This is a genomic window from Paenibacillus sp. FSL H7-0442, from assembly GCF_038593105.1.
GTDB classification, from domain to species: Bacteria; Bacillota; Bacilli; order Paenibacillales; family Paenibacillaceae; genus Paenibacillus; species Paenibacillus polymyxa_D.
In genome coordinates this window covers 730280-756975 of sequence record NZ_CP151963.1, presented here as the reverse complement: position 1 = coordinate 756975, position 26696 = coordinate 730280, and the positions used below count along the sequence as shown (strand labels likewise).

24 protein-coding genes and 1 pseudogene are annotated in these 26696 nt (G+C 47.0%); 5 read left to right on the top strand and 20 right to left on the bottom strand.

Features of this window, described 5'->3' with window-relative positions:
• Nucleotides 1-33: 33 nt before the first annotated feature.
• Complete coding sequence (locus MHH57_RS03320; RefSeq protein WP_318627591.1) at nucleotides 34-1080, bottom strand: hypothetical protein; 1047 nt, start codon at nucleotides 1078-1080, stop codon at nucleotides 34-36.
• A 173-nt stretch (nucleotides 1081-1253) separates the two neighbouring features.
• Here MHH57_RS03320 and MHH57_RS03315 point away from each other — a divergent pair, with 173 nt between their 5' ends.
• Nucleotides 1254-1652, top strand: a complete 399-nt coding sequence (locus MHH57_RS03315) for a hypothetical protein (protein ID WP_029515842.1) — start codon at nucleotides 1254-1256, stop codon at nucleotides 1650-1652.
• A 111-nt stretch (nucleotides 1653-1763) separates the two neighbouring features.
• Here the strand turns inward: MHH57_RS03315 and MHH57_RS03310 are convergent, their stop codons facing one another.
• From MHH57_RS03310 to MHH57_RS03280, 7 genes are all read right to left on the bottom strand, one after another.
• The gene (locus tag MHH57_RS03310; RefSeq protein ID WP_029515843.1) at nucleotides 1764-2591 is read right to left on the bottom strand and encodes a carbohydrate ABC transporter permease; all 828 of its coding nucleotides are present in this window, start codon (nucleotides 2589-2591) and stop codon (nucleotides 1764-1766) included.
• Nucleotides 2588-3472 (bottom strand): sugar ABC transporter permease, encoded by an 885-nt coding sequence (locus MHH57_RS03305; protein WP_029515844.1) that lies wholly within the window; start codon nucleotides 3470-3472, stop codon nucleotides 2588-2590. Before MHH57_RS03305 ends, MHH57_RS03310 begins: the two co-directional genes overlap by 4 nt.
• Nucleotides 3473-3510: 38 nt before the next feature.
• Entirely contained in the window at nucleotides 3511-4791 is a 1281-nt protein-coding gene (locus MHH57_RS03300) for an extracellular solute-binding protein (protein ID WP_069010949.1), read from the bottom strand.
• 219 nt (nucleotides 4792-5010) lie between these two features.
• Nucleotides 5011-6078: a response regulator gene (locus MHH57_RS03295; RefSeq protein WP_341038686.1), complete on the bottom strand. Its 1068-nt coding sequence runs from the start codon at nucleotides 6076-6078 to the stop codon at nucleotides 5011-5013.
• Complete coding sequence (locus MHH57_RS03290) at nucleotides 6075-7874, bottom strand: histidine kinase (protein WP_029515847.1); 1800 nt, start codon at nucleotides 7872-7874, stop codon at nucleotides 6075-6077. Before MHH57_RS03290 ends, MHH57_RS03295 begins: the two co-directional genes overlap by 4 nt.
• On the bottom strand, nucleotides 7819-8004 hold the full coding sequence (locus MHH57_RS03285; RefSeq protein ID WP_342434824.1) for a hypothetical protein: 186 nt from the start codon (nucleotides 8002-8004) through the stop codon (nucleotides 7819-7821). Before MHH57_RS03285 ends, MHH57_RS03290 begins: the two co-directional genes overlap by 56 nt.
• A 3-nt stretch (nucleotides 8005-8007) precedes the next feature.
• On the bottom strand, nucleotides 8008-10014 hold the full coding sequence (locus MHH57_RS03280) for a beta-galactosidase (RefSeq protein WP_342434823.1): 2007 nt from the start codon (nucleotides 10012-10014) through the stop codon (nucleotides 8008-8010).
• 295 nt (nucleotides 10015-10309) lie between these two features.
• On the opposite strand from MHH57_RS03280, the gene MHH57_RS03275 reads away from it, so the two are divergent.
• A complete protein-coding gene (locus MHH57_RS03275; protein ID WP_209949407.1) occupies nucleotides 10310-11230 on the top strand; it encodes an AraC family transcriptional regulator in 921 nt (306 codons plus the stop codon).
• 153 nt (nucleotides 11231-11383) lie between these two features.
• Here MHH57_RS03275 and MHH57_RS03270 read toward each other — a convergent pair whose 3' ends face one another.
• The 4 genes from MHH57_RS03270 to MHH57_RS03255 all read right to left on the bottom strand — a co-directional run bounded on the left by MHH57_RS03270 (nucleotide 11384) and on the right by MHH57_RS03255 (nucleotide 14528).
• Nucleotides 11384-12472, bottom strand: coding sequence for a site-2 protease family protein (locus MHH57_RS03270; protein WP_029515850.1), 1089 nt, complete (start codon nucleotides 12470-12472; stop codon nucleotides 11384-11386).
• Nucleotides 12473-12547: 75 nt separating this feature from the next.
• Entirely contained in the window at nucleotides 12548-12820 is a 273-nt protein-coding gene (locus MHH57_RS03265) for a hypothetical protein (RefSeq protein ID WP_029515851.1), read from the bottom strand.
• Nucleotides 12821-12882: 62 nt separating this feature from the next.
• A complete protein-coding gene (locus MHH57_RS03260; RefSeq protein ID WP_069010945.1) occupies nucleotides 12883-14160 on the bottom strand; it encodes a hypothetical protein in 1278 nt (425 codons plus the stop codon).
• A gap of 20 nt (nucleotides 14161-14180) precedes the next feature.
• Nucleotides 14181-14528, bottom strand: a complete 348-nt coding sequence (locus MHH57_RS03255; protein WP_342434822.1) for a hypothetical protein — start codon at nucleotides 14526-14528, stop codon at nucleotides 14181-14183.
• A 309-nt stretch (nucleotides 14529-14837) separates the two neighbouring features.
• On the opposite strand from MHH57_RS03255, the gene MHH57_RS03250 reads away from it, so the two are divergent.
• Nucleotides 14838-18203, top strand: coding sequence for an SNF2 helicase associated domain-containing protein (locus MHH57_RS03250; RefSeq protein ID WP_342434821.1), 3366 nt, complete (start codon nucleotides 14838-14840; stop codon nucleotides 18201-18203).
• Between the two features lie 93 nt (nucleotides 18204-18296).
• On the opposite strand, the gene MHH57_RS03245 is transcribed toward MHH57_RS03250, so the two are convergent.
• From MHH57_RS03245 to MHH57_RS03235, 3 genes are all read right to left on the bottom strand, one after another.
• Complete coding sequence (locus tag MHH57_RS03245) at nucleotides 18297-19247, bottom strand: ring-cleaving dioxygenase (protein WP_318627595.1); 951 nt, start codon at nucleotides 19245-19247, stop codon at nucleotides 18297-18299.
• A 55-nt stretch (nucleotides 19248-19302) separates the two neighbouring features.
• Nucleotides 19303-19929, bottom strand: coding sequence for a nitroreductase family protein (locus MHH57_RS03240; protein WP_029515856.1), 627 nt, complete (start codon nucleotides 19927-19929; stop codon nucleotides 19303-19305).
• A 129-nt stretch (nucleotides 19930-20058) separates the two neighbouring features.
• A complete protein-coding gene (locus tag MHH57_RS03235) occupies nucleotides 20059-20430 on the bottom strand; it encodes an MmcQ/YjbR family DNA-binding protein (protein WP_029515857.1) in 372 nt (123 codons plus the stop codon).
• A gap of 366 nt (nucleotides 20431-20796) precedes the next feature.
• Here MHH57_RS03235 and MHH57_RS03230 point away from each other — a divergent pair.
• Nucleotides 20797-20967, top strand: a pseudogene (locus tag MHH57_RS03230) (MFS transporter); the annotation flags it as partial.
• Between the two features lie 180 nt (nucleotides 20968-21147).
• On the opposite strand, the gene MHH57_RS03225 reads toward MHH57_RS03230, so the two are convergent.
• From MHH57_RS03225 to MHH57_RS03215, 3 genes are read right to left on the bottom strand one after another with little or no spacing between them, the layout of a single operon-like run.
• Nucleotides 21148-22137, bottom strand: coding sequence for an AsnC family transcriptional regulator (locus MHH57_RS03225; RefSeq protein WP_340954134.1), 990 nt, complete (start codon nucleotides 22135-22137; stop codon nucleotides 21148-21150).
• A gap of 18 nt (nucleotides 22138-22155) precedes the next feature.
• A complete protein-coding gene (locus MHH57_RS03220) occupies nucleotides 22156-23157 on the bottom strand; it encodes a radical SAM protein (RefSeq protein WP_165148288.1) in 1002 nt (333 codons plus the stop codon).
• Between the two features lie 25 nt (nucleotides 23158-23182).
• Nucleotides 23183-24355: a radical SAM protein gene (locus MHH57_RS03215; protein WP_342434820.1), complete on the bottom strand. Its 1173-nt coding sequence runs from the start codon at nucleotides 24353-24355 to the stop codon at nucleotides 23183-23185.
• Between the two features lie 264 nt (nucleotides 24356-24619).
• Between MHH57_RS03215 and MHH57_RS03210 the strand changes: the two genes are divergently transcribed.
• On the top strand, nucleotides 24620-24814 hold the full coding sequence (locus MHH57_RS03210) for a hypothetical protein (protein WP_230585007.1): 195 nt from the start codon (nucleotides 24620-24622) through the stop codon (nucleotides 24812-24814).
• Between the two features lie 87 nt (nucleotides 24815-24901).
• Here the strand turns inward: MHH57_RS03210 and MHH57_RS03205 are convergent, their stop codons facing one another.
• Nucleotides 24902-25462 (bottom strand): NADPH-dependent FMN reductase, encoded by a 561-nt coding sequence (locus MHH57_RS03205; protein ID WP_029515862.1) that lies wholly within the window; start codon nucleotides 25460-25462, stop codon nucleotides 24902-24904.
• A 188-nt stretch (nucleotides 25463-25650) separates the two neighbouring features.
• Entirely contained in the window at nucleotides 25651-26658 is a 1008-nt protein-coding gene (locus MHH57_RS03200; RefSeq protein WP_029515863.1) for an AI-2E family transporter, read from the bottom strand.
• Nucleotides 26659-26696: the final 38 nt, after the last annotated feature.

Below are 26696 nucleotides of genomic sequence, written 5' to 3'. Positions count from 1 at the left end.
CGATCAGCGGCAATTTTTCCATCGGGAGGGCGTTTAGCTCCGTCTAATGCGTGTCGTTCTTGGTCTTAAGCGAGCCAGTTCCTCACTGGTGAGTTGTCTAGTATAGGAGCGAGGGGAAGATCCTGTATCTACCCTCAGCACCCTGCCTGCCCCGTTGGGGCGGGCTACCCGTGTGTTGAATACCTGCATGGCCCACTGCACTGGAAAGGCTATGGATAAGCGACCATCTGCCGTGCCTGCATAATTAACCGCAGCTGCATAATTATCAGACTGTCTGAGCCATACAGAGCCAGAATCCCCGGGTAGTGATACAGGAGTCGTACCTCTAATAACCGTCTGATCTTCGAAGGTCAGTAAGCCCAACTCTCCACCATAATTGATTTGCAGGTCCGTATAGACGGACTCTACCGTGCCATTGACCCGCCCGGTCGTACGCCCTACCTTCTTCAACCTATCCCCTATGCGATAAGCGGTCACATGACCCGGAATCGCTCCTACTGTGGCATAACGCGGATTGAGCAGGTTGTTACGGGTCGGAAGCGAAAGCGCCCCATCAATCAGGTTCGTTCCGGTGGGATTCAAGCGTACGTAACGATATAGCCGTCCTATACGATCCTGAGCAACCGTCCCCCCATCGGCTCCGCCTGGCTGAATTGTAGCCTCCCGATTGTCTGTATTGGAGGGATTGAGGACATGGTTGTTGCTAAAAAGATAACGTGTAGCCGGCGCTCCAGTTGGGGCAACGATGAGTCCGGTTGTACCGGAGCCTTCAATCGTCCCGACACTGTAGCCGGCGATGACCGGGCGTATGCGCATTCTGTAGTCCGTAGCATTGGCTCTGATCTTTCCAGTCTTTACAATTCGGACTGGAACGTTCGTTTTCTTTCCTAATGCGGTGGCCGACAGGAGTCCAGTAGAGGCCGACGCTAAACGGTCCGTGTACACAATGACAGCGGCTCCCTTTTTGGGATGGGCAGGGTCCCTGTATCCTACGCCAATGCCGTGGACACCGGACATTTTTAAGACTCGCTTGGCCATCCGCTTTTTTACTTGAAGCGCGGCCGAGAAGGTAGCCAACATAATCATCTCCTTTTACATTCAGATGAAATATTGTATGGCTAAGGCCGCTTCGCGTTCCATTTGATCTTACGATCGCTGTATTGAAAGGCATATGAAAACATACCATAAAATGGTACACTTATTTCCGAAATTGACATCTTATCATTTGATTCTGATGTTCAAGGAGGTACTTTATGTTTTCAATCATGTTAACATACAGCATACAAGCAATTGCAATTTTACTAATTATCTTTGAATTGTTGAGAAAAAACAGAAAAAAAGTAGGCTGGGGATCACTTTCACTGCTGTTATCTCTTCTTGGCATGGCTGTTTCTTTTGAATTTGGCGATTACATATTGGGAGACCAGTTGCTTTCCTTTTTTGGATTGTCCGCATGGTCCAATCCTGTCGATAATACTAGGTTTCACTACACCATTTATCTATCCAGTATTTTTTTTATTCCCAGTTTAATCATTGGATATAAAAATCCTAAAGAGTTTGGAGCTACAATCGGAAAACGGGTTTCTAGTATATATCTAACTTTGATCATCATTTCGCTTTTATTTTTTATTATAAGTATTTTCTCGAAGTAACGTTGGATGTGCGTCGTTCCAAAACCAAAGCCTTCCTTAATTATAGGAAGGCTTTGGTATTTATGTCATGGGGATGATGGGAAGTATGATCCGCCTACCCACATCTCCACCTTATCCCTTAACCGCTCCCTCCGCGATTCCTTCCATAATGAATTTCTGAAAGAATGCATAGATCAGGATAACCGGGATGGAGGTCAGCACGAGTGCGGCCAGGATAAGTGACCATTCCTTGTTGTACTCTCCAAACAGCATATTGGTCGAGAGAATCAGGGTGTAATGGTTCACATCCGTCAGCATCAACAATGGAAGCAAAAAGTCATTCCAAATCCACAAAAAATCCAAAATCGCGATAGTAACTGTAATCGGCAGCAGCAAAGGAAATATAATGCGAAAGAACGTCTGAAACTCATTACAACCGTCCATTTGCGCGGATTCTTCCAGCTCACGCGGGATGGATTTGACAAATCCATGATACAAAAAGATCGCCATATTCACACCCAAGCCGATATAGATCAGGGCCAAACCGTACGTACTACCCTGAACGGACAAATCTTTTGCCATTCGTGTAAGCGGTATCATAATGGAGTGAAACGGCACCAGCATCGACGCGACAAACAGGAAGAAAATCGCACTGCTCAGTTTCCCCTGTGTACGAGACAGCTTGTAGCCTGCCAGCGCCGAACAGATCACAATGCCACCAATGCCGATAAAAGAAATAATCGTGGAATTCAGAGCGCTGTTTAGCAAATGAGTCTGATGAAAAGCCTGACTGTAATTTTCAAAATGAAGCTTTGTCGGCAGCGCTGTAAAGGATGCAAACATCTCACCCTGTGTTTTAAACGAATTAATTACCGCCATGTAGATCGGGAAGAAGGACACGACTGCGCCCACGCACAAAATCAGCGTAATCAGCAAGGAATTGGCTTTCTTCAACCTCATGCCTCCACCTCCCTCTTCTTCATGACACGCAGCTGAATCAGGGTGAAAATGAGAACAATCGCGAACAAAATAACAGATTTGGCGCTCGCATAACCATAACGGAAGTTGTTGGAGAACGCCTCCTCATAAATGTTCATCGTAATCACCTGTGTACTGCGTCCCGGACCCCCGCCAGTCAAGCCGTATACGACCTCATACACCTTGAAGGCACCATTCAGCGTCAGGAAGAAACAGATCGTAATCGCATGAGTAATCATCGGCATCGTCACACTTCGCAATGTCTGAAATGCGTTCGCCCCGTCAATAATCGCAGCTTCCTTCAAGCTTTGTGGCACGCCTTGAAGCGCAGCCAGATAGATGATCATCATATAACCGACACCATTCCAGAGCGACACGATAATAATAGCGAAGAAAGATACTTTCGGATCGCCCAGCCACGATTGGCCCAAAAAGGCGATAGCCGTCTTTTCGGCGATCTGTGGCAGCACGGAGGAAAAAACGAATGTCCACATAAATGCGCTAATAATGGTACTGATCATATTGGGCATAAAAAATATCGTCCGGAAAAATCCTTTGGTACGTGTACGCGACTCAATCAACACTGCCAGTGCCAGCGCCAGTACATTTTGCAGCACAATCATGACGAATACGTATTTAAGGGTAAACCAAAGGGAATTGAGAAAATCGGGGTCTTCTTTCAACGATTCCACAAAGTTCCCCAAGCCGATAAAGCTGTAATTGGGATTCAATCCGTTCCAGTCTGTAAAGCTGTAGTACATGCCGCTGATCGTTGGAATGAGCAGGAAGATGGCATAAAAGATCAGCGCCGGGGCTGTAAACGCCAGTAGCATGACGTATTTTTTATAGATTTTAAAAGGCATGGAGTCTCTCCCTCCTGGTGTAATTCTGTAGGTTACCGTTACTTGTTCACTTTGTTATACGATTTCCATGCCTTATCCAGCGCCTTAATGACATCATCCTGCGAGAGCTGACCCGCATAATAGGATTGTAGCGATTTGCCTGCCTCGTCCTTGACCGCTTGCGGGATCGATGGATCTTGGTACGACTTGCCTGCTTTTACGTATTCGGTAGCGTCATTAACCCAAGGATAGCTTTTAAACGTATGCACTTTGGAGATCGGGTTAAATTTCAATGCTTCATAGAACGCACTGGAATCCTTGTCATCCAGCACATAGTTAACAAAATCGAGCGCAACCTCCTTATTCTTGCTTGTAGAGGATACAGCCAGCGAAGTCGAAGTGGACAAATTAATCAGTGTCGCATTGGGATCGTCATTGATCGGCAGCGGTGCTACCCCAAAATCCATCTTCGGATCCGATTTTAAAATCGTTTCTGCAAACCACGGTCCCTGAATCCACATCGCCGCTTTACCCGAGGCAAACGCAGCCGATCCATCATCCCCACCGATTTCCAGCGCCTTGTCCGTACCGTTGCTATTCACCAGATCAATAATATCGAACATGCTCTTCATTTCGGAAAAAGAGCCTTTATCCTGATTCATCCGGTCGATAAAATCCTTATTCTGTGTGTTCATCATCGCACCCGCTGTCAGCGGCACGAACAGCTGTGGAATCCAGGATTCCTTGTAGGACAACAGGAACGGTTTCACATTATTCGCTTTCAGCTTCTCGACCACTGCCTTCATTTCGGTTAACGTTCCCGGCGGCTGCAAATCCAAATCCTTAAATATCTTTTTATTGTACAAGTAGCCCCATGAGATCGTCTCCAAAGGAACCGCTACGACCTTTCCGTCTTTGGTTGTTACCGAAGGCTTCACACTATCCATCAATTTGTTAACAAAAGGCTGACCGGACAAATCCTCCAAATAGCCCGCTTTATAAAACGGAGGGATTTCATTCACCGCGTGCAATGCAAATACGTCCGGCGCATCGTTGGATGCGAGTCTTGTCTTCAAAATTTGTGCAGCGTTGTCCGCAGGCGGCATCTCCAGTTGAACCGTAACGTCGATATTTTTATCTTTCTTCTCTTTCGCTACGAACGCATTAATGTATTTATCGTAGTGCTCCTTCAAACGGGGCTGAGCAATAAACATTTTGAGATTCACCGTTTTGCCGTCTCCACCGGAACCGCTGCTGTCACTGCCTGAAGAATTCGCTCCACACCCGGCCAATAACGTGCCAACCAGCATTGTGCTCAATACACCTTTCCACATTTTCATAAAAAATGACCTCCCCTATTTTGAAAATAACTGCTACCCACCGGCAAATCAGTTGTTATTCAAAGCAGCTATGCCGCCGGTCTTCAACCTCTATTCAGCTCTGTGCGAACTTCCTAAAGGCCAAATTCCTTTGTACAACTTGTTTTGTATACGCTTTCATTATAGAATGGGAGGTCACTTCTGCCATTGGACACCCTTAGCTTATTGGATTGGACTTTTTTAAACTTCCTTCCTCATTTCACCGGGTGCCATGCCAAAATGCTTTTTAAATACCCGATAGAAATAAGACACATCCTCATATCCTGCCATCTCCGCAACTGCTTTAATTGAAACCTGTTTATTGACCAGCCATTCTCGCGCCTTTTCCATTCTTCGCGCTACAATATAGTCCGTTACATTTTGACCATACTCCTGCTTAAATACCTTGCTCATATACTCCTTGCTCACAAAAAAGTTTTTCGCCAACTGCTCCAGTGTAATCGGCCCAGCAAAGTGACTGTCGATATATCGCCGTACCTCTTCTAAATTCAGCTTGTTTTTGTATTTCCGCTGCCGAATGAGCTGATCCAGTTCCTGAACATAGCACGACGATACGAATTCCAGCGCATGTTCTACAGAGGATACGGCATCCTGCGACAGTAGAAATCCTGCCTTTGCCGTAGAAGTATCCAGCCCGTTATCCGCTGCCAGCTCTTTCAGCAGGGAAAGAAGCTCCTGCACCAGCCTGCCCAGCATAGGTGGACTCGGCGCTCCATAACTCTCCAGCTCCTGCATAACCTGTCTGCAGGTTAGGTTCACCCCGTCACAGTTCAACTCATTAAAATAAAGACGCAGCAGTTGCTTATACCGGGTCAGCTTGTGAAAAAACTCATAATCCAGCTCCGTCGCTTCTTGCTGCTGTTCAGCAGCCTTGACCTCCAGATCGTTTTTGCATTTGAGCAACACTGCATTCAGCTCGGCAGGATTGACTGGCTTTAACAAATAATCGACGGCCTTGTAACGGATGGCATGTTTGGCATACGCAAAGTCATCATATCCGCTCACGACAATGATTTTTACATCAGGACAATGGTTATTTAGCGCTTGCAGCAGCTCCACTCCGTCCGCACCCGGCATGTGCATATCCGTAATCACAATATGGGGAGCTAACTCCCCGACTAGTCTGAACGCCTCGTCTCCGTCCTCAGCCTCACCCACTACCAACATTCCGAGTTTTTCCCATGTGCCAAATGTCTTCAGAATATCGCGATTCCACGGCTCATCGTCCACAATTAATACTCTGATCATACTTTTCCCTCCTCTGCTGAGATGAATGGAATGCGGATGGTAACACGTGTACCAACACCCTGCTCACTATCTATCATCACTCCGTAGTGCACTCCAAAATTCATCCGTATGCGTGAAGACACATTGCTCAATCCGATATGACTACCCTGCGCCCAGATCGGTTCCTCCGACGCGTTTTCCAGCTTTGCCCGTACTTTTTCCAGCTTGTCCGGGGTCATGCCGTTTCCATTATCGCAAACCGTAATACACACATCTTCTCTCATAATCTCCACTCGAATTCCCATTCGCCATGCCCCTGCCTTACGGTCAAGACCGTGCTGAAACGCGTTTTCTAACAATGGCTGAAGCGATAGCTTAGGCAGACGAATATCCATCGCCTGTTCTTCCGTCTCCACCTGAAACACTAATCTTTGGGGAAATCGACGTTGTTGGATGCGCATATAATGCCCTACATGGTCGAGCTCTGCGCGTAAAGAGGCCAAATCCTGAGGCTCCCGTACCACGTAACGGAACATCTCACTCAGCGACCGAATAACTTCATAGGTGTCCTCTGGCTTTTGAGAAAATACCATACTCCCGATCATTTGCAGTGTATTTTGCAGAAAATGTGGATGAATCTGTGCCTGGAGCGCTTTCAATTCAGCCGTCTTTTTTTGCAAATTGATACTGTATTCTGTCTGGATATGCTCGCGGATTCGGCCTGCCATCCCATGCAGACTTCTTTCCAGCAGTCCTATCTCATCCGGACGTGTACTTGGCTGTCCAACCGGCCCTTTGATCATATCCAGCTCCTGTACGGAACGTGCCAAATGAACAATCGGACGTGCAGTCCGCCATGCGATGAAAACGGCAATGCAGATGGAAACCAGGATTGAAATCACGCCGACGATGATACCATACAGCATCGTTGAAAAGGCGCTGTGGTTAATGGAGGAAGTGGGTACGATTTTGACCAGCTTCAGCCCAACTACATCCAGATCATTATAGAACACATAATGTTCAGCAGTTTGAATCATCCCGGGGCCCGGCTTAACGTCACGCAGAGCTGTCAGCACTCCTGCAGGAGGAGGCGACTGAAGAGCCTGTGCTGGATACATAACCCTGCCATCTGCATCTGTAATCAACACTTGATGCTGATCCCCTCGTCCCAGCAGGCCCAGCGTCTGATCGAATTGAGACCACAATACATCCAAAGAAATAGCTCCCGTCTGCTTTTGGTCTTCAAAACGCCGAATACTGCGCGTCAGAGTAAAGCGTTCCGGGTCAGTAGAGCTTGGGCGAATCAAATAATCCTTATTCGCTTGCCACATCTCGGCATACTGTGGGGGAATACCGCTCACCGTCGTAATTTCATTTTGCATGCTATTGAAGGTAAACAAGGTTTGCGATTGCTTCGAATAAAGCTGGATGCCGATCACATGACTTCCGGCCGAATAATACACATTCGCCATCGTATTCAGCATTTTTCGCTGGGCATTAAATTGGCTTGAAAGATTGTCAGGCTCGCGCTCATTCAAATAATCGCTCAGATCAGGACTGATCTGAATGCTGTAAATCAGATGATTCAGACGATCTAGCTGGTCGCTGATATAAATTCCCGTCCATTTCATATTGGACATGTTCGTCTCTACCACTTCGGTTTCCATAGACGCTCTGCTTTTCTCCGCAGCCAGCACTGTGACAGCAATGACCGGCAGCACAGATAGAACAACCATCGTTAAGATCAGCTTGAGCTGAATGCTACGTCGATACGGGGCCGTCAGCGCCCGGAACCAGCGGACTGCTCGGGTTGGCATAGCGATGCACTCCTCTATTCAGCCATATGCGAAAACGCCCCGCAATTCGCAGGGGCGCTTCATTTACCGGATACTCCCGGAGAATACCTATATGAAATGATTCGTAAGTCAGTTTCAGCTCATTAATCATCATTTACGCTTCTTCGATAATTATAACACCCCAAGGCTCTAATGAAAGCGTTTGTCCTTGGGTAACTGTACGCTCCCCGATTAACTCCTTGCCGTCTCCATACGGATACACTACCGAGCCTGCTTGTTCGGAATAGTTAAAATAGTACCGGATTGTCCGTCCCAACTCATTCGTGCCAGATTTAACAATGATCGGATAAGACGTTTCCTGATCCAGTCCCCATACTCCTGCCTTTTTGGCTACAGAGCTGAATAGTTCGCGGATGACCGCCGAGCTGACGATACAGCCGATGTAGGTCGCTGTTCCCCGACCATGGCGGTTTTGCGTAATCGCGGCATATTTGCCCCAATGCGGGTGATCGTAATAGGCCAATACTTCGGCAGTCATCGGGGTAATCAGCTCCATCCACGTATCTACCTGATTGTCCTCTGGTGCGACCTCAAAAGGATTATCTTTGAGCGTCACCTTCTTTGGCTCCACGAACAAGCTGTAATGAATGCCGCAGGCTTCGCTAATCACGCCCGGCTGCCGGGACGTTCTCACCTGCACATGCTCGTCGGTAAATCCGCTTCGGAATGTGTATACTACATGACCACCTTTTTCAACATATCGGTTCAGCTTCTCCAGTAGTGCGTCTGGGGCAGAATAAAGAACCGGGACGATCAAGAGATCATAGTCGTCAAACGATTCTGTACCTGGATGAACGATATCCGTCCCGATATTCAGTTTATACAACTCGTCATACAAACGGCGTACGATGTCATTGTAATTCAACGGGCTGCTCATATTAAATTTAAACCAGTCAATCGACGTCAACGCTTCGTTGCTGACCAGGATCGCCGTTTTATTTTTCTTTTTCAGGTTAACCAAATGCGGAGACAATCTGGCAAAATCCTCCCCTATGGTCTGTGCTTCCTCATACACAGGATTCGGTTCAAAATCATGGCTAAGCAGACCCTTCCAGTAGGTTTCGAAGGAATTATGAATGGAATGCCAGTGCCAGTAAGCTACCATATTGGCCCCAGAAGCCAGATGGCTGAACGCTTGCAGACGCAATTGCCCCGGATAGGGAACCCAGTGGGTAAAAGCCTGCGCCTCCGTTTCCAGCACCAGATAGTTGTTATTTTTCGTCGAACGCGCCACATCGCCACCAAAAGAAATTTCAATTCCAGTCAGGTCATCCTGTGATGGATGGTAAATATCCACCCCAGTCACATCAAAGGCTTGCGATGCCGCAAAGTGATCCACGTCTGGCTGAACACCAAAGGAATGACCTCTCCATTCAAAATCAAAGTTTTGTGTAACAAATTGGTCTTCCCGCTTATATTCATTCACCAGCGCGACCTGCCATGCCAGGAAATCCGTCACCAGCTTACGCTGGAATTGGGAAAATGCTGCGCCCAAACTTCCATTAATCGTTCCGACCACCGAAGGAAAGTCCTCCCAGCTATTGATACGATTACTCCAGTAGTCCAGACCAAATTTGCGGTTTAGCTCCTCCAGCGATTCGAACCGCTCCCGCAGATATTTCACAAATTGCAATTGCACATTGGGCCCGCTCGTGTTGTAATGCTTGGTCTCATTATCCGTCTGAAAGCCAATGACCGCCGGATGCTGACTCACCCGTCCGATTAGCTTGCGTATGATTCGCTCGGCATGGAACAGGTACACCGGGTTCGTAATGTCCATAATCTGGCGAGCCCCATATTTGCCCGGACCTTGAGGCGTTGTCGCCAATACATCGGGATGCTCCTTCACCAGCCACGTGGGTACGGCATAGGTGGGCGTCCCCACAATGGCTTCAATGCCCGCCTTATGCATGGCGTCCAGCACCCGATCCACAGAAGTAAAATCAAACACGCCATTTTGCGGTTCATGCGTACTCCAGGTGGATTCCGCAATCCGCACCACGTTGATGCCCGCATCCTTCATCATTTGGATATCCTGGTCCAAACGGTCATATGGCATATATTCATCATAATAGGCAACACCGTACAGTAGCTTTTTCATCAAGTCGTCCTCCAATTAGGTTCATCAGGATTTTGCAAAATTCGATTCCAGCCACTCCGAAGATCGGAGCACTAAGTGCATTCCATATACGGGCTAGTACAAATAGAGTACTGATAATTGAAACAGATATGTCAACATAATCCGCATCACTTTCAAAATGTCTATATATAAGCACTTTCTTTTATATAAAAGCTTATACAATAGTATTTGTAAGCGCTCTTTTATTATAGTTAAATGTTAGATACAATGAGATTGTCTAAGCGGTGTAAAATTTGCCCTAATCGAAGGTGATCTGATGATATTAAATCCTGATGTTGATCCATCTCTATTTCATGATTGCCAATGGCTGCCCATTATTGACTGGAATGTGAAATTTTTTGGCGCCCATATTCACCGGGTCCAAGCGGATTGGTGCATGCCGGAGGAATCTCATATCGGTTTTGAAATTGCACTCATTTTAGAAGGTCGTCAGGAAACGATTATGGAAAATAACGTATATTCGGTTGGAGAAGGTGATATTTTAATCATTCCGCCGGGTTTTAAACATGTGAGTCAGTGTGTTTCCCCAAACGGCATGTACTATTTTAGCTCTCATTTTAATGTCGATGATCCATTATTCCGTCAGGAAATGATTAAAAGCAATCAGCTCTTTTTTCCGGCGGGTACTGAAACGAATGCCAAGCTGCAAAAGGTTGTCCATAGCTGGATTGGCATGGTGCGGGAAAGCGGAGAATATACGACAGCAGACCGTTTTCGCATGCAGATTGCCTTATTTGAGCTATTCGGGATATTCTCGCAAATGATATCTACCAGTTTGGAGCCCAGAATTGCGCCTTCATCCGTTCAATATGCCAAGGCCATCATGGAAGCTATTCAATCGAGGTTTAAGCCTTATCGGGAAGATGAATCTGGCGAGCAAGCGTTCCGACTTGAAGATGTGGCGGCTTCTCTCGGGATCAGTCCTGGCTATGCCCAGGAAGTGTTCCGCAAGGTATACGGCTATTCACCACGTCACTATCTATCGGAGACCAAGTTGCATGAAGCTAAGGTGTTGATCCAGCAGCCCAATCTACCACTCAACAAGGTAGCTTCCCTGCTCGGATACTCCAGTCTGGCTCATTTCAGCAGACAGTTCAAGCGCTGGACAGGCACCAGCCCACTTAAATACCGCCAAACGTTAAAACCGATTACTAATGAACAAAGGATTAAGATATAAGGACGGATAGCAAAGGCTCCACCGTGTTATTCAACCCAAAAAAAGAGCGTGACACCGAATATTGCGGCTGTCGCGCTCTTTTGTCTCTATTTTCTACAAGCTGTACCGTTGCCTTAATGATCTAAAATCTTCACCAAGCTCTCATCATTCGGATCACAGCCTAATATCCCCTATATGCTGGTGCACCACATACATCATCCCCATCAGGAATACGGCCAAAGCCAAGTAACCGATGCCGAATTTCCAGCGCGATGATGCGGGTACTTCGTAATACTTATCATTTTCAAACGGAATATAATCAATCCCACACAGCAATCTGAGCTGGTACGCATCCGGCGTCGGTATATGTTCCACACCGTTCAGCCATACATCCTGGACAAGACACTGCTGTGGCAGCAGAAGTGTCTGCTCCACATCCAGACTTTCCATATACACCGTCACATATTGCTGCCCCTCTAAATCCGAGTAGGTATTAAAAGATAATCTGCGCGTGTGCTCCGGTCCAGGCAGCGGATATCCTTGTTCATACAGATGCTGTACGTTCACCAGTGGCTTTTGCAAAAAGGATTGGACCTTAGCCTCTTCTTTATTGCGTTTAACATATTTTTTGTACAAATCGTAGGCAAAGAACGCCCATATCAAGAAAAATAAAAAGGATTTTAAATATACTACGACTACAATTCCACCCAATAGACCCACCAGCCACAGCCAACGCGTCACTGCCGTGGAAATCCGTCCTCCGTCGAGCGGATGAATCGGCAGCAGGTTGATCAGGTTCAGGAAAAAGCCGACATACGAGAGCGCATACAACAGGGGACTGTCTGTTGCATAGGCTCCTGCGTATACTGCCATAGCCCCAATCGTCCCCAGTAACGGGCCGCCCATGGCCACATAAGCCTCTGTCTGCGCATCCAAAGGTTGACGTTTCATGGTGATCAGCGCACCGAGAAAAGGAATAAATAATGGTGCTGATACGGGAAGCCCCTTGCGCTTGGCGGCCAATACATGTCCCAGCTCATGTACAAACAACAGCAACACGAAGCCGACCGCAAATCCCCACGGGTAAATGATCGCATATGTGCTAATCGTTATCGCCATAGATATCAGCGCACCGCCAAATTTACTGAATTTTAAAAGGGCAAGTAACGACTTGCCTTTCAGAAGAAGCAATGCTGCTGCACTACCAAGGTACCATTTGGATGAGCCGGATTTGGAATCGGTCTTTTTCTCTTCATTTTGCAAAAGTATCCGTCTCCTTTCTCTAACACTTCCATTGTATCCTGCTATGTGCAGCTTGTAAAAACTTCTCTACCTTCATTACTGTACAGCGTCTGTACGTTTCATCAATTCAACATACTGAATTAACTCTGCCTTTTGTTGCTCTAAAGTATGAATTCTGTTCGTTAACCCGACAAAAAAAGCTTCAATTTGGTCTCTGATAGCATTGGCCGAATGCCCAGTCCATTCATGCAGACGCCCATATAATACACGTGCCGCTTGTTCATCTGTGCGAAGTTTGGCGAGTAGCCAGGTCAGCTCCTTTTCGGCAAGCAATAGCTCTTCCAGTTCGACCCGTAATTGTCCGTTCAAATTACTGGCCACCTCCTATGTATTCATTTTTCTATATCGTTAGTACCTTGTTATTAGCGTTATTAGCTAATATCTGCCTGGATAAACTGCTCTATTTTGTACTCGAGATTGTAAAGAAATTCATTAGTCGTCCGTAAATGCCACTGACTAAATTCCATCATGGAGGAGTCAAGCTGTGTTACAATCGGCTGCAACCGCCGACTCTGACTACTGTGCAAATAGCGTGAAAGCCTGGCTCTGACACGTTGGAAATCTGCATCACATTGTTGTGCATTCGCCTTCCATTTTTCAGCTACAGCGAGTAGATGCTCCGGCATGACTTGAATCGTACCTGCTGAAGCAGATGTTGCCGCCGTTACCAGCGCTGCCTTTTGGAATTGAGTTAAGGTCTGTCCTAATTGATGTATCCAGCCATCCACCGTTTCCATTAGGTTAAAGTCAGATGGAATACGCGGAGATTCCGCGATTCGTTCGCCTGTTACAGGATCATATAGCGGGTTGGATACATAGCCATTCTTATCAAACTTATAATGATTGAGTGAGTGATAGGAAGGCCCACCCAACGTGTTGTCCACTCTCTCTTTTAGTCCTAAGCCTTCATTAGCTGTTTGATAATTATTGTCAATATGGTAGGAAGCTCCTACGTGAAGATCGTACCCTCCCCCAATAAAGCTAGCTATCATATCACTGGGATGCAGAAAATTCGTAATTTGATGGTCAAACTCACCATTTTCTGCTTTCTCTCTGTACTCCGGTGTCAGACTGGAAATGACCGAAGGCGCACAGAATGTAACCGCATTTAACCCTGTATAAGCAGCTACATATTGTGCATTCCCTCCTCCCAGCGAATGTCCAGTTAGCGAGAAGTTGTAGTTTTTGTACTTGTTTTGTATATCCTTCGCATAGTCCTCTGCCTGATAGAACTGGTTCGAGCTGCCGAACAAAGCCTTATCTACGCTTTTTTCTTTCTCTCCCATCCAGTTGTTAAACGCCGTGAACCCTAAAGCGTCGTCCATTTTTTTCATTTTTTCATTATATTCATCTGAATGAATATTCAAGCTACCGTGAATTTTGCGGTTAATTTCAGGAAGTGCAAGAGTCACATCGTTATACAGATCCTGTGGATCATCCGTTTCCGTCCCACGATAGGCGATAACGGCCTGTTCCGTTTCTTCGTTGTAAAATGTGACAGCGGCAAGTCCCGAATCCTCGCGATCGAGCGTGTCTAACACTTTCCAGCCGGGGAGTTCTTCTGATGGTTCAGCACCTTTTTTCATTTTTTTATAGGCCATTTCAGACATTATTTTATAAGTTTCGTCACTTACTTGAAGTGAACTCATACTATTTACACTCCTCTGATCTAGTGATTTTTCTTTTTATCTTGAAAGCCTGGATAAGTCCCATTTTCAATAAGCACCTTTTTTAGCTCGGGACTTATAGCAAAATTCGAAGTTTCCTGATTTTCATAGTTTACAGAAATCGTAAAATCCTCTTCTGCATGACCTATTACATTGCCACTTATATCTACCTTGTTTGTTACATAAGGAGGAAATTTTTTTGCATATGTGATTTCAACGTCTAGTTCGTATTTTTCCTTCAAATATTGAACAGCCGTAGCTTTCGCCTTACTGATCAGTTCAGCATCTTCGTCTTTATTCACCTTGTGGCATCCTCCCAGTATTAAAATAAGGGCTATCAACACCATCATTCCTTTTAGATATCGGTGACTGATCCTAATCATCCCTTTCATATGCGTAACATCCATTTTATATCCACAAAATCCCTTTTATAAATTGTACCTTTTCTTTCCAAAGACAATCAATACGCCATAAGACATGGGATAGGGTTAAGTCTACGGTATCAAATCGGTGTGGAAACCTTCCGTTCTTAGCTGATAAGTTTTATTTCTCGTATAATATCATCCATATTTTTCAATTACATTCCCCACATGTCCATCCTCCTGTCTGTTCTGTTATCATGTAAGAAAACGGAATAACCCAGGAAAGGATTACGAACCATGAGTTTTGAACTTACCCGACGAGCCATCAGACAACTATGCAGTCAAGCCGCTTATGACGACGGGGATGCCTATTACCGGGCCAAAAGAGTGGCCTTTACACAAATAGATCATGATGAAGGGGTATACGAAGCTACGGTCAAAGGAAGCAGCTTTTATGCTGTTGCGGCGATGATCCGATCCAATGGAAGTATCCGAGCAGAATGCACCTGTAGCACATTTCAGAACACCGGTCGATATTGTAAACATATCGCAGCTGTTCTCCTTAACGCCCATGATATACGCCGTGGAAAGAGTCTGTCTGTGCGCTCCTATGCCTCCAGACTTCATCCCGGTACTGCCCCAGATACAGCAGGAAGCATGGATTCAGACGGGATGTACACATCTACAGATGCTTCATATGATCACACTGCTAGAACAGCACGATCCTCTGACATCACACAAGGCGATCTCCAGCTGACCGACAGCATGTTAAAGCTATTTGGCCGCAAGCGACCGCTTCGCAGCACACCAACCCTACTGGATACTCGCGCGGTCTTGGATTTTCAGTTCGTGATCCGACCTTTTGCCTACGGTTACCAAAAATATATGTTTGGTGTGGAAATGAAGGCCGGTCCCAAACGATTATATATCGTCCAGAAAATCCGTCCGTTTCTGCAGAGTATCGACCGTGGGGATAGCTACATGTTCACGAAAAGCTTCTCATACGAGCCTGAGCTGTACCGCTTCCGACCTGAACATGACGCTATTCTCCAGCAATTATCCCAGGTGTGCCACCATGAGCGTATGATTCGGGAAACCTCAGGCACGTATTCATCTTCCAGTAGTCATATGAGCGGCGAGCGAATGCTCCTCATCCCGCCTGCGGCTTGGGAAAAGCTGCTCCCCTTGCTGACAGCAGCACAGGGCGTCTACTTTGAAATTCACGGAAACATGAACGAGGGTATTCCCCAGTCCGACCTGATGCTTCCGCTGCAATTTGAATTTGATGAGGCTGAGGCCGAAACCGAAGGCTACCAGCTAAGCATACAAGGATTGGATGACTTGACCATCATGGAAGACTATGGTGTCGTCATTGCCGATGGCAAGCTTGTCAAACAGAAAGCCGACCCCTTACGGCGTTTGTCCGAGCTAAAACGGATGGTAGAAGTACATCACAGGCGAAAAGTTCAGATCGCGCCAGAGCAGATGGAATCTTTTATGGACAAGGTTGTACCCGGGTTAATGAAGCTCGGACGTGTTCATATAACACGTTCCGTCTCAGATCGGGTCACACAGCAGCCATTGAAGGCCAAGCTGTATCTGGACCGAGTAAGAGACAAGCTGCTGGCAGGGCTGGAGTTCCAATATGGGGATATCATCATCAACCCGCTGGAAACAGATGCACGAACGCCTGGTAACGACCGAATTCTGATACGTGATGGAGAACAGGAGCAACGGATTTTGGAGCTGATGGAGCATAGCTCCTTTGCCAGAACAGACAGCGGATATTTTATGGAAGATGAAGATGCAGAGTATGATTTTTTGTACCATACGGTTCCGCAACTGGAAAAGCTGCTGGACGTCTATGCTACAGGTGCAGTCAAAGCAAAAATAAACAATACTCTGCCTACCCCAAGGATACGCGCGGAGTGGGATGAACGTACAGATTGGCTTGAATTTAAATTTGATATGGAGGGCATACCGGAACCGGAAATTCGCAAACTGCTCAAATCGTTAGAGGAAAAACAGAAATATCACCGTCTGCCGAATGGTGCCTTGCTGCCGCTGGAAACAGAGGAATACAAGGAATTGATTCGGTTCATGAATGAAACAGGTATCCGCAAAAGTGATCTGGATGCAGCCCAAATTCGTGTTCCCGTCACGCAAGGACTGTACTTAATTGATCCTCACGATCATGGGAAAAACCTGACTTTGGGTAAAACCTTTCGCCAGCTACTGGAAAATATACGCAACCCAGACCATCTCGACTTTCCAGTTCCAGACATGCTTGCCCCAATCTTAAGAGATTATCAGGTTTACGGCTTTCAATGGCTTAAGACATTGGCGCATTACCGTTTTGGGGGCATTTTGGCAGATGATATGGGGCTGGGTAAAACGCTGCAAAGTATCGCCTTCCTTGTCTCAGTATTGCCGGAAATCCGCAACCAGCAGCTTCCAGCCATGATCGTGTCCCCTGCATCACTGGTGTACAACTGGCGGAATGAGCTGGAGAAGTTTGCTCCACATATCCGCGTTACTATCGCAGATGGCAGCCCGGAAGAACGCGGCCGGATCATACGGGATGCCGCCAGTTATGACGTCGTCATTACGTCCTACCCGCTGCTACGACGCGATGCAGATGTGTACAGCAAGCCATCGTTTCATACGCTCATTCTGGACGAGGCACAGGCTTTCAAAAATCATGCCACCCAGACGGCACAGGCTGTTAAGGATGTAAAAGCTCGTTACCGTTTTGCCCTGACAGGAACGCCAGTAGAAAATACGTTGGAAGAGCTGTGGTCCATCTTTGACGTTGTATTTCCTGCGTTATTTCCCGGCGGGAAAAGAGCGTTTCACAACCTGCCTCGAAATGTGATTGCCAAGCGGGTTCGTCCTTTTTTGCTGCGCCGTCTCAAGAGTGATGTCCTCAAGGAGCTGCCGGAAAAAATCGAATCCGTGCAGGTATCCCGGCTTCTGCCAGATCAGAAAAAGCTGTATACGGCCTATCTGGCCAAGCTCCAGCATGAAACGTTAAAGCATCTCAACGAGGAAGGATTTCAGAAAAATCGGATCAAAATTCTCGCAGGTCTAACCCGGCTTCGTCAGCTCTGCTGTCATCCTGGCTTGTTCATCGAAGGATATACGGGAAGCTCCGCCAAATTTGAACAGCTGTTGGAGATCATTACGGAATGTCTCAGCTCCGGGAAACGGATGCTCATTTTTTCACAGTTCACCACGATGCTTCAAATGATCGGACGCGAGCTTGCTCGAGAAGGAGTGCCCTACTTTTACCTGGATGGGCAGACTCCCGCTATGGAACGAGTCGAACTGTGCAGTCGCTTCAACGAAGGAGAACGCGAGCTGTTCCTGATTTCCCTAAAGGCAGGAGGTACTGGCCTGAACCTCACCGGCGCAGATACAGTCATACTGTATGATCTATGGTGGAATCCCGCTGTAGAGGAGCAGGCTACCAACCGCGCACACCGAATGGGCCAGAAAAAAGTCGTGCAGGTTATTCGTCTCGTCGCCCAAGGTACGGTAGAGGATAAAATGTATGAACTGCAACAAAAAAAGAAAAACATGATCGACCAGGTCATTCAGCCGGGGCAAGAAACCCTTTCGGCACTGACCGAGCTGGAGATTCGCGAACTGCTCATGATCTAGCTAATTCCACATGCACAAAAAGGTCCAATCACGGTAGAAATCTTCCCGTATTGGACCTTTTTGCTTTTAATATGATTGTTTGGATCGAGCAGATTAATCCTGTTTTAATACTCTAGGTTCAATGGGAACCAGGTTAGACTCAATCTGGGTGCGCTGAGGCTCATACCATTCAGGCAGCATCAGCTTGTGCCCCAACTCATTCAATTCCTCATCCACCGTAAATCCGGGCGGATCGGTTGCGATCTCGAATAGAATACCGCCTTGCTCGCGGAAGTATACGGCATTGAAGTATTGGCGATCTACAATGCCACTAGTCCCAAAACCCTGCTGGTGAACCCATTCGTTCCACGCTTGATGCTCCGTATCATCCTGCGCGCGCCAGGCAATATGGTGAACCGTACCGGCACCGCCATTCCCCCACGGGACATCTTTGACCGGAATATCGATCAGGTTGCCCAGATCACCTGTCGTCTGATAGCGGATGTAGCCTGCATTTGCGTCTTCTCCGATGAGAGTCATCCCCAGGACGTTCTCCAACACCCCTTGCGTATGTTTGGAATCCGCACTGTACAGTACCGCCCCGCCAAAGCCCTTGATCGCTTTATCCGTAGGCACACCCCCGGCTGTCCACGTGTTCAACGGGCCACCTTCCCGCTCCACCAACTCCAGATGTAAGCCCTCGTTGTCTCGGAACTGGATGAATGACTCGCCAAAACGATTAGCCTTCGTGAAAGATACCTTCAAGCTGTGCAGACGGTTTTCCCAGTATTCCAAAGCACCGGATGGCACGACATACGTCGTAATCCCAACCTGTCCGCCTCCAATCTTACCCTTGCGTGTACCCGGAGCTGGAAAAAAAGTAATGATTGTTCCCGGGCTGCCCTCTTCATTACCAAAGTACAAATGGTATACTTCTGGAGCATCAAAGTTGATCGTCTTTTTAATCAATCGCAGACCAAGTACGCCTGCGTAAAAATCAACGTTGCCCTGCGGGTCGCCTGCAAAGGACGTGATATGGTGAATTCCAGCGGTTTTCAATGACATCTTTATCACTCCTTCATTAACATGTTGATTTATTTACACAAATGATTTACAAATTTCAAAATCCATTGTAGCTGACAAATTGTCCAACCGGCTTGCGGTATCCCCGTGCCCGCTGACCCGATTCGTCCTCTTTACCCAAGGTAATCATCATCACGGGTACAAATTGCTCTGGAATATTCAATACTTCCTGCACCTTCGCCGGATCAAAACCGATCATCGGGCAAGTATCCCAGCCTTTGTCCTTGGCAATCAGCATAAATTGCATAGCCGACAGGCTGGCATTACGGATCGCTTCTTCTCTCTGGAAGACAGGCCCCCGTTCGCGATAAAACTGAGTTACCGATTCCACTGTACTATCATATTCCTGCTTGCTCAGGACACCTAAGTTCAGGAATCCTTCGTTGAGGTCAGCTACCTTGGTATAAGCTTCTGTATCCCCCAACACTACAATGGTCGCCGAAGCCGTTAATATTTTATACTGCTTACTTGCCTCATCATGCAGTCTTTGTTTGGTATCCGCATCCTGCACTACGATATAACGCGCATGCTGTAAATTAAAAGCCGATGGAGCAAACTTCACCAACTGAAATATTTCTTCTAGTTCTTTTGCATCTATAGTAACATCAGGAATAAATTTAGAAGCTGATCTTCTCTCTTGAATAATATTCACCAGTTCGCTCATGTTAAGTTCCACTCCTTGATATTATTTTCAAATAAATTATCTTTAAATTAAGAATATATCTATTTGTGATTTCTGTCAAGTAAAACTATAAGTATTTTTGGATACAAAAAAAGGGCTTCACTCAGCCCTTTACAGATCCGTTGCCCGTATTCTCATCGTAATCGCTTCACGTTGCGCTTTGGTTAAGCTCTTGAAGACCAGCTCATACGAATGGTCGATCATGCTGTACAAATCCTCCAGTGGGAAGGTAGCATCAACCTCAATCGTATTCCAATGCTTTTTATTTAAATGATAGCCTGGCTTAATCGCCTTGTTTTGTTCACGCAAATTTACCGCAATGACTGGATCACATTTCAAGGATACATGGCTAATACCATCCTTTTCAGTCAGGAGAGCAAACATCTTGCCCCCTACTTTGAGTACCAGGGGATCAGCACCAAACGGGTAATCCTTAACGGCCTCTTTTTGGCTCAAACCATATGCTACAATTTGCTCAAACACCAGCCTTCTCTCCTCTGTTCCGAGTTATTTGTTCTACGAACCTACCTATTTGCGCCCTATTATATCACCTTCATACGCTACATATACACTAAGTCCGTGCTACATTTAGGGGAACTGTGCTAAAGGTGAACCACTACGGATACCGTCGCACACACTGTTCGGATTGGCTCTATATGGGACAGGATAACTGGTTCGCGAAAAATAATAATGACTACTGTTAGGCGCAATAAGGTAGCGCCTATTTTCCTCTTAATTCACTTCATCCCCCTTTAATCATCCATGTAAAAAAGTGTTTTATTTATATAAGCTTATACGGAAGCGAAAGCTTTTTTAAGCGGCAAAAAATAAATAAAGGAGATTTTTTTCGTGAACTCAAACACTGCTCTTATAAGAAAAGGCGGTGCAAATGTGTCGTCTTCCAAACGTCTCCCGTGGGTCGGGTTGCTGGCTTTAGCCATGGCGGGATTCATCTGCATTCTTACAGAAAGCCTGCCTGCTGGATTACTGCCACAAATTGCACAGGATCTAGGGGTCAGTTCATTAAGATTAGCGGGGCCTTTGCCGATGCTTTCAGACTGCACGCTCGGTACTTCCGATCTATGTAAAATTGTAAGCATTACGAATAAACTCAATATAGTCAAAGAGCGTTAACCTGTCAACACGAAAAACGGACGCTGTCCTTGAAGAGACGGCATCCGTGTGAATATAAGAAGCGCTTTAGATCGAAAAGCTCGTTTTCTTCAATTCTTCCGTGCTGAACAGAATATCGTAATCCTTGATGTCTTCCCGCCGAACAAATTGCTCCGCAACTTTCCGAACAGACGCTTCATCGGGTCCATGAATCATGGCGTATAAATTATACGGCCAATCGGGGTGCGTCCGGCGCTTGTAGCAGTGGCTGACTTCCGAATAATCGGCCAGCCTTTTTCCTGCCTCAGGTATATGCTCCTCAGGAAGTACGCAGATGAACAGGCCATTTGCTGAAAATCCCGCTTCCCTATGCTTTAGAACGGCTCCGATTCGTTTGAGTGCTCCTCCTGCCTGCAGTGCCTGCAAGCGCAGAAACACCTCTTCCAAGCTGCAACCTGTCTTATTGGCAATCTCGGTATACGGTTCAGTTGACAACGGAAGATCTCCCTGCAGTTCGCGGATCAGCTGCACATCCGTTATTTCTATTTTGCATGGTTCCTGTTTGGAGGTTGCGACTCCATTCAAGTTCGGGCTGGGTGTAATGGCTGATGCATCAGCCGTTTCTTCCATATTCAGAAAGACCTTTAGTTTGAATAATTGCTCGGAGGGAAACTCATATAGCAGCGGCCCTCCCGCCGCTTCACGGATCGTTTCAAGAATAGCCCCCCGTTCTTCCTCGGTCCGGGAAGTCAGCGTGAACCACATATTGAGCCTGCTGCGCCGGCGGTAGTTATGGGTTACGCCTCTATACCTGTTGATGACAGCAGCGGTCTGGTAAAAAAGCTCCTCCCTGACTGCCATCGCATACAAACAGCCTCTAAATCCCAGTCCCGCCGGATTAAACACCCCGCCGATCCGCCGGATGAATCCCTCTTTCTTCAGCCTTTCAAGCCTTTGAAGCACATCTTCCTGGCGTAATTCCAGTTCCTCCGCAATGGCATTCCAAGGGCGTCTGACCAGAGGAAGCCCGATTTGCAGCCGATTCAGCAGCTTCCGGTCGTTCGAATCCAGGTCCACTATTCCCACCTCCCCAGCTTACAGCGCCGCCGATCTTTTGTAACACCACGGCTCTTCGGCCATGAAATTGCCGCCGCTGTAATAGTACGATCTCGCCCGGCAGCCGCCACAAATGCCCACATCGGGGCAGGAGCCGCATTCTCCTTCATATTTCTTGAAGTCCCTTAAATCCCGAAACACCGGATTATCCCGCCATATTTCATCAAAAGGCTGCTCGCGAACATTCCCCACCTTGACCGGCAGGTACGGACAAATATGCACCTCGCCATTCGGCAGCACAGAACAATAGGAGACCCCGGCCAGACAACCGCGCGTGTACCGCATTTCCAGCCCCATGCTCTTGGCAAGCGGCATGAACTGGGGAGCGCATGTCGGTTTGATTTCAAGGGATGTTGACTTCTGTTTGGACAGAACACTGCGCAGAACCGAGTAATACCGTTCCCGCTTCAGCCCGTCTTCTTCGATATGGACGGCCCGTCCGGTCGGGACGAGAAAGAATGGGTGCAGAGAGGACACATGAAGCTCCTCGGCAAGCTGGGCAACCTGCACGAAGTCATCCATATTTCCCTCGGTCAGCGTCATGTTAATCTGCACTCTCAGCCCGGCTTCCCGGGCATAACGAATGCCCTCCAATGCTTGCTGCCAGCCTTCTGGCGCATTCCTGAACCGGTTGTGATACTCAGGCGTGGCGCTGTCTATGCTGATCGCAATGCCCCCCAGCCCTGCTTTTTTCAGCTCCGCAGCTTTGGCGGCGGTCAGAAGCGTGCCGTTGCTGCCAAGTGCGGGACGAAGGCCGATAGACGAGGCATACTCGATCAATTCGCAGAGATCTTCACGGATCAAGGGCTCGCCGCCGCTGAATATGAGAAGCTTGAATCCAGCCTGCTTGATCTGATCAATGAGCCGGATGCCTTCCTCCGTGGTTAGCTGGTCTTCTACAGACGATGTCGGCCCCGAGTCGCGATAGCAGTGTTCGCAGTATAAATTGCATTTCTTGGTCACATTCCAGGAAACGAGCATGCGTATTCAGCCTTCCTTTCCAGTGTTATACGATTCCAATTTCACGGCCATTTAAATAACAGGATGGGTCCTCCGCCCAGAAATCACCGCTTACCGAAGCCCGGGCCCGGAAATTCCCGTTACAGATATCCAGCCAATTGCATTCTCTGCAGCGTCCCTTTAGCAGCGGTTTACGGTCGCGCAGGCCGACCATTAGCGGATGAGCGGCATCACGCCAAATCTCGCTGAATTTCTGCTTGCGGATATTACCGATTTCGATATCTCTCGTGAACTGATCGGGATAGACGTTGCCGTGCCAATCCACGCAGCCGATGGCTATTCCGGAACGGTTGCCGCCGTTTCTCTGAAGCAAGCCAAGCAGTTCAGCTGCGCGCTCCGGGTCGCGCTCCATCATCCGCTGGTATAAGTAAACGCCATCCGCATGGTTATCAACGGTGAGCAATTCCACCGGTTTGCCTTTGCCATGCAGGTCCACCGTTTTAGCCATAATCCGGTCAAGAGCATGCCGGGATTGTTCATGGGTAACATCCTCTTGCTGCAGGGCGCTCCCGCGGCCGGAATAGACGAGATGGTAGAAGCAGGCCCGAGGAATATTTTCCCGCTCGATCAAATCAAGGACACCATCCAAGTCTTCATATGTATGTCTGCTGATCGTGAACCGGACCCCTACCTTCTGGCCGATGACCAAGCAGTTTCGGATACCCTGAAGCGCCTGCTTAAAGGCTCCTTTTCGCCCGCGAAATTCATCATGGCGCTCTTCCAGCCCATCCAGGCTTACACCGACATATTTAACCCCTGCTTCTTTTAGCATCTTCGCTCTGTCCATGGTAATCAATGTGCCATTGGTCGATACTACCGGCCGAAGCCCTTTGCTTGACGCATAAGAAATCAGCTCATAAATATCTTTGCGGATCAGAGGCTCTCCACCGGAAAAAAGCAGTACCGGCACCTGGAAGGCGGCCAGATTATCAATAAATACCTTAGCTTCCTCCGTCGACATTTCATCGGGATCATGGGCAGGACAGGCATTCGCATAACAATGTTTACAGGTTAAGTTGCAAGCCCGTGTCGAATTCCATACGACGACAGGCCCTCTGCCCGCAGAAACGCCATGAGGTTTGTGGCCCGGCTTAATGGTATAACGAAGGTCATCGCCTTCTCCCTTCATACCGGTAAGTAGTTTCGTTACATTAATCATTTCCGTTCCCTCATCTCCCTATAATTAGATACCAGTTCTTTTTATCTTAAGATAACTTGTGAGAATAAGGATATGCGCTATTATCTTGCTCTCGCGCCGCATTAATGCTTGGGTCTGCAATAAGAAGAAACGTCTGACGGCGTCTTATTAGAGCTTATGCTTCCGAAGTAGCGATATGAGTATCGCTTTTAGGTACGTTTACCCGTAATGCTGCGGGTATCAAAAAGGTCGTGGCCGAAATGATTTTTTCTTACAGCTGAAAAAGTGCTAGCAGGTTTCACGGTTACACACAGCCATGACATTCAGCGTGAAATTTGGCAAAAGTATATATTTGTTGCCAGCATGAGCGGAACACTTCTGGCATTGGCTAATCGTAATATGTCATATCCGATACTTGAAACGGTGTATGCCCGATTAAAGGTCTATGAGCGTTTGCTGGACACAACTAATATTAGATAACTGGTGAATTCCTGCCGTTGAATATGTAGTAGGTGGCCATTCAAATAAGCAGATCCTTCTATGATGAAGGATCTGCTTTGGATTTTCCTATACCTGTCCTCTGCATGCTTGCTCAAGCCCTTGAAGTAATGCCTCCATTTCCTGTCTAGTTTCAGCGTTTGTAATGATGCCTTCTGAGTTCAGCTTTAATGTGATATGCGGAATAATGACCTTTCCATTCTCCACAATCTCTGCGTTGATCATTTGCAATGTGAGCAGCAGCGAGGCATGCGCCAGATGGCCGCCCATAGGAGACGGTGACGCGCTAATGACCGCTGTTGGTTTATTTACAAATTCACCTGAAGATACAAGCCAATCCAAGGCATTTTTCAAAGCACCCGGTACCCCATTTCCATATTCCGGTGTACAGATCAGCACTCCATCCACTTGTTTCAATTGTTCCCGTAGCCCTCTTACGGAAGCTGGCCCCTCATCTACATCCAAGTCAGGGTTAAAATGCGGGAGATCTTCCAACCCATCATAGACTGTGAACATCATATTTTCAGAAGCCAGCCCCATAGTAGCCTTCATAAGTGCTGTATTGGAGGACTTTTGACGAAGGCTACCCGATATAGCCAATACCTTAATTTTCTGTTCCAACCGTATCATCTCATTTCTCCGAACTTGATCTGATCTTGCATATTCAGTGTACTATAGCTAACAAGAGAATTAAAAAGTGGATGAGCGTCAGCGATTTTTCCTGTGAACAAAAGGGCAATAAAAAAATGCCTGCGGTTTCGCAGGCATTTGTGATATATCAATAGTCACTATACTAGGGCGGAATCTGTATTGCTGAATCAAGTATCCTTCTCTTGCTTGCGTTTTATCCCAATCAGATCAAGGAAGAAAACAAACAACGGAATACCTACAATCAAGCCCCAAATTCCAATCAGATGCTCAGAGAAAATAAGTACGACAAAGGTAAAGAAAATCGGTAAATTCGTTTTGGATGACATCAGCTTCGGATTTAAGAAATAGGCCTCAATCGCATGAATCACCACGATCAATATAACCAGATAAATTACATATTGAATGCCACCGACACTGAAAGCGATCAGGCCGAGCGGTGCCAGTGAGATAAACACACCTGCCACCGGAACCAATCCCAGTACGAAAATGATGAGCGCAAGACCGAGCAGATTAGGGAAGCCCATAATCCAGAGCGCAATCGTGGTCAATATACAGTTAATAAGTGAAATCAGCAGTTGAGCCTCCAATACCTTCCCGAACGTACCCAGAAACATACGGCCAAAATGACCCACTTCCTTGAAAAACCAGCCCAGCTTGCTATCTACAAACGTAGCTGTAAAGCGTGTAATATAGGATTTTTCCATCAGGAAGAACAAGCTCAAAATAATTGACACCAGAAGCTGTGTTCCCAATTGACTGACCTTCATTACTGCACTCAGGCCAGGCTCAAATAGCCGCTGAACATTCAGTGTGTCCATAAATTCGATAATCGTTTCGTTCCATTGATTACGATCAGGATACATATACGCTTGCTGAATCATGAGATACACCTGCTTGACCTGTACAATGATTAGCGGCACCATTCGGTAAACGCCCCACACCATAATCAGGATCAGCAGACCATACACCAGTAGCAGTACGACCATTGACGGTACATTGACAAACCGCTTGACCAGCTTATTCACTCCGTTATATATACTGCCAATCAAGATCGTAAGCAGCAGTGTTAACAACATAATATTCATCATGCTTCTTAACATAAACAACAGCAAAACGATTATCGCAAGGACGGCTATCCGCCTGACGCCCGCATGATTCATCCAGTTTCTTACCATTCGTCTTTATTCCCTCTCTCCCACTTGACTGTCACCCT